Source organism: Caballeronia terrestris (assembly GCF_001544515.1).
Classification (GTDB): domain Bacteria; phylum Pseudomonadota; class Gammaproteobacteria; order Burkholderiales; family Burkholderiaceae; genus Caballeronia; species Caballeronia terrestris.
In genome coordinates, this window is sequence record NZ_FCOL02000334.1 from 1 (window position 1) to 1833 (window position 1833).

At 58.4% G+C, this 1833-nt stretch carries 1 protein-coding gene; it reads left to right on the plus strand.

The genetic code is table 11. The annotated features are described in order from the left end of the window. The coding region (locus AWB67_RS37165; protein ID WP_125477859.1) for a bifunctional acetate--CoA ligase family protein/GNAT family N-acetyltransferase at window positions 1-1495 on the plus strand (1495 nt) is incomplete at its 5' end. Window positions 1496-1833 lie beyond the last annotated feature (338 nt).

The window sequence follows — 1833 nt, forward strand, 5'->3', positions numbered from 1 at the left end:
CCATCCAGCACGTCAGCAGCGGTGCTGGATGGGTGATGAAAGAGTTGCAGAAGCACGGAAGCTGATCAATGAGGCTGGCATCGCGACCTTTCGCTCGCCCGAGGCGGCCGTCGATGCCTTCAGCAACATTGCCCTGTTCTACCAGAATCAGCAGTTGCTGCAACAGACTCCACCGCCCTTGTCCCAACTTGCCAAGCCGGATCAGGCAGGGGCGCACATCCTGATCGAAAGCGTGCTCGCGGAAAGGCGCAAGGTGCTGACGGAAATGGAGTCCAAGGCACTGTTAGCGGCCTTCCATATACCGATCACCCCGACCATCCTTGCAGGCAATGCGAACGAAGCCATCCTGATCGCAAGCCAACTCGGTTACCCGGTCGCGCTAAAAATCGACTCACCCGATATCTCGCACAAGTCAGATGTGCACGGCGTCGCCCTCGACGTCCTCGACGCGGCCAGCGTGCGCGATACCTACAACGACATGATCGCGACGGTGCGCCGCCTCAGGCCGGAGGCGCGGATCAACGGCGTGACCATCCAGAAAATGTCCGGCAAGAAGCGAGGGCGCGAACTGTATATCGGCATGGTCACCGATCAGCCCTTCGGCCCGGTCATCACCTTTGGCGCCGGCGGCACCATGATCGAGTTGATCGACGACCGCGCGGTGGAGTTGCCGCCACTCAATCAGTTCCTGTCACAACGCCTGATCCAGCGTGTTCGCGCAGCCGACACCCTCGGCGAATGGCGCGGCGCACCGCCCGTCAGGCTGGAATCCATCGAGCACATCCTTTTGCGCGTGTCGGAAATGGTGTGCGCGCTGCCGCAACTGCGCGAAATGGACATCAACCCGCTGATCGTCGATGAATCCGGTGCACTCGTAGTCGACGCCCGCATCGTCGTCGATCAAGCGGCGCCGTCGCTCCATGACTACGACCATTTGGCGATCCTTCCCTACCCTTCGAACTACACACAGGACTGGCCGAGGCGTGGCGGCGGACAATACACATTGCGCCCGGTGCGGCCGGACGACGCCAACATGCTGCAGGATTTCGTGCGCAAACTTTCCGATCAGTCGCGCTACTATCGTTTTGTCTCGTCCTTGCGCGAACTATCGGTACCGATGCTGGCACGCTACACGCTGATTGACTACGACCGGGAGATGGCACTGGTCGCCGTCTGCAAGGAGCGCTTGCCAACCGGAGGCGACGAGATCACTGAAACCGAACGCATGATCGGTGTCTCACGTTATATTGCCAACCCGGACCTTAGTAGTTGCGAGTTCTCGCTAGTAGTGGATGATGAGTTCATCGGCCAGGGTCTCGGCTCGCGTCTTATGCTATCGATTATGGACGTGGCGCGTCACAAAGGCTTGAAGGAAATCGACGGTCTTGTATTGACCAAAAACAGCAACATGCTGAAACTTATGAAAAGCCTCGGCTTTCAGATCCAGACCTACGTAGACGATCCCGATTTTAAACTCTGTAGCAAAGCATTGTAGTTGCAGCAATCTCCCGGACCGCCGAGATCTCGATGCTTTTAAATCTTCGTAGTCGAAGCCGTTAGGCTCGTTCATACCTCCTCCGTGGTAGCGATATAGGGACATGACGCGGCGGGACTCCGTACAAGCGATCGAGTGCCGACGAGTCCTCCAGCGCCAACGTGCCGCCCACCAACGACCCGGCAAATTATTTTGAGATCCTTGTCTCCCGCCGCTTCCAGTGTAGCCAGGGTGGCGTTCATCTCTGTGAGAAGAAGCTGGACTGCGGCGGCCTGGTCGCGCGCTACCTTTCGCCCGATCAGGTCGTTGGCCTGGATGCCTGTCGTACCCTTGTAGAT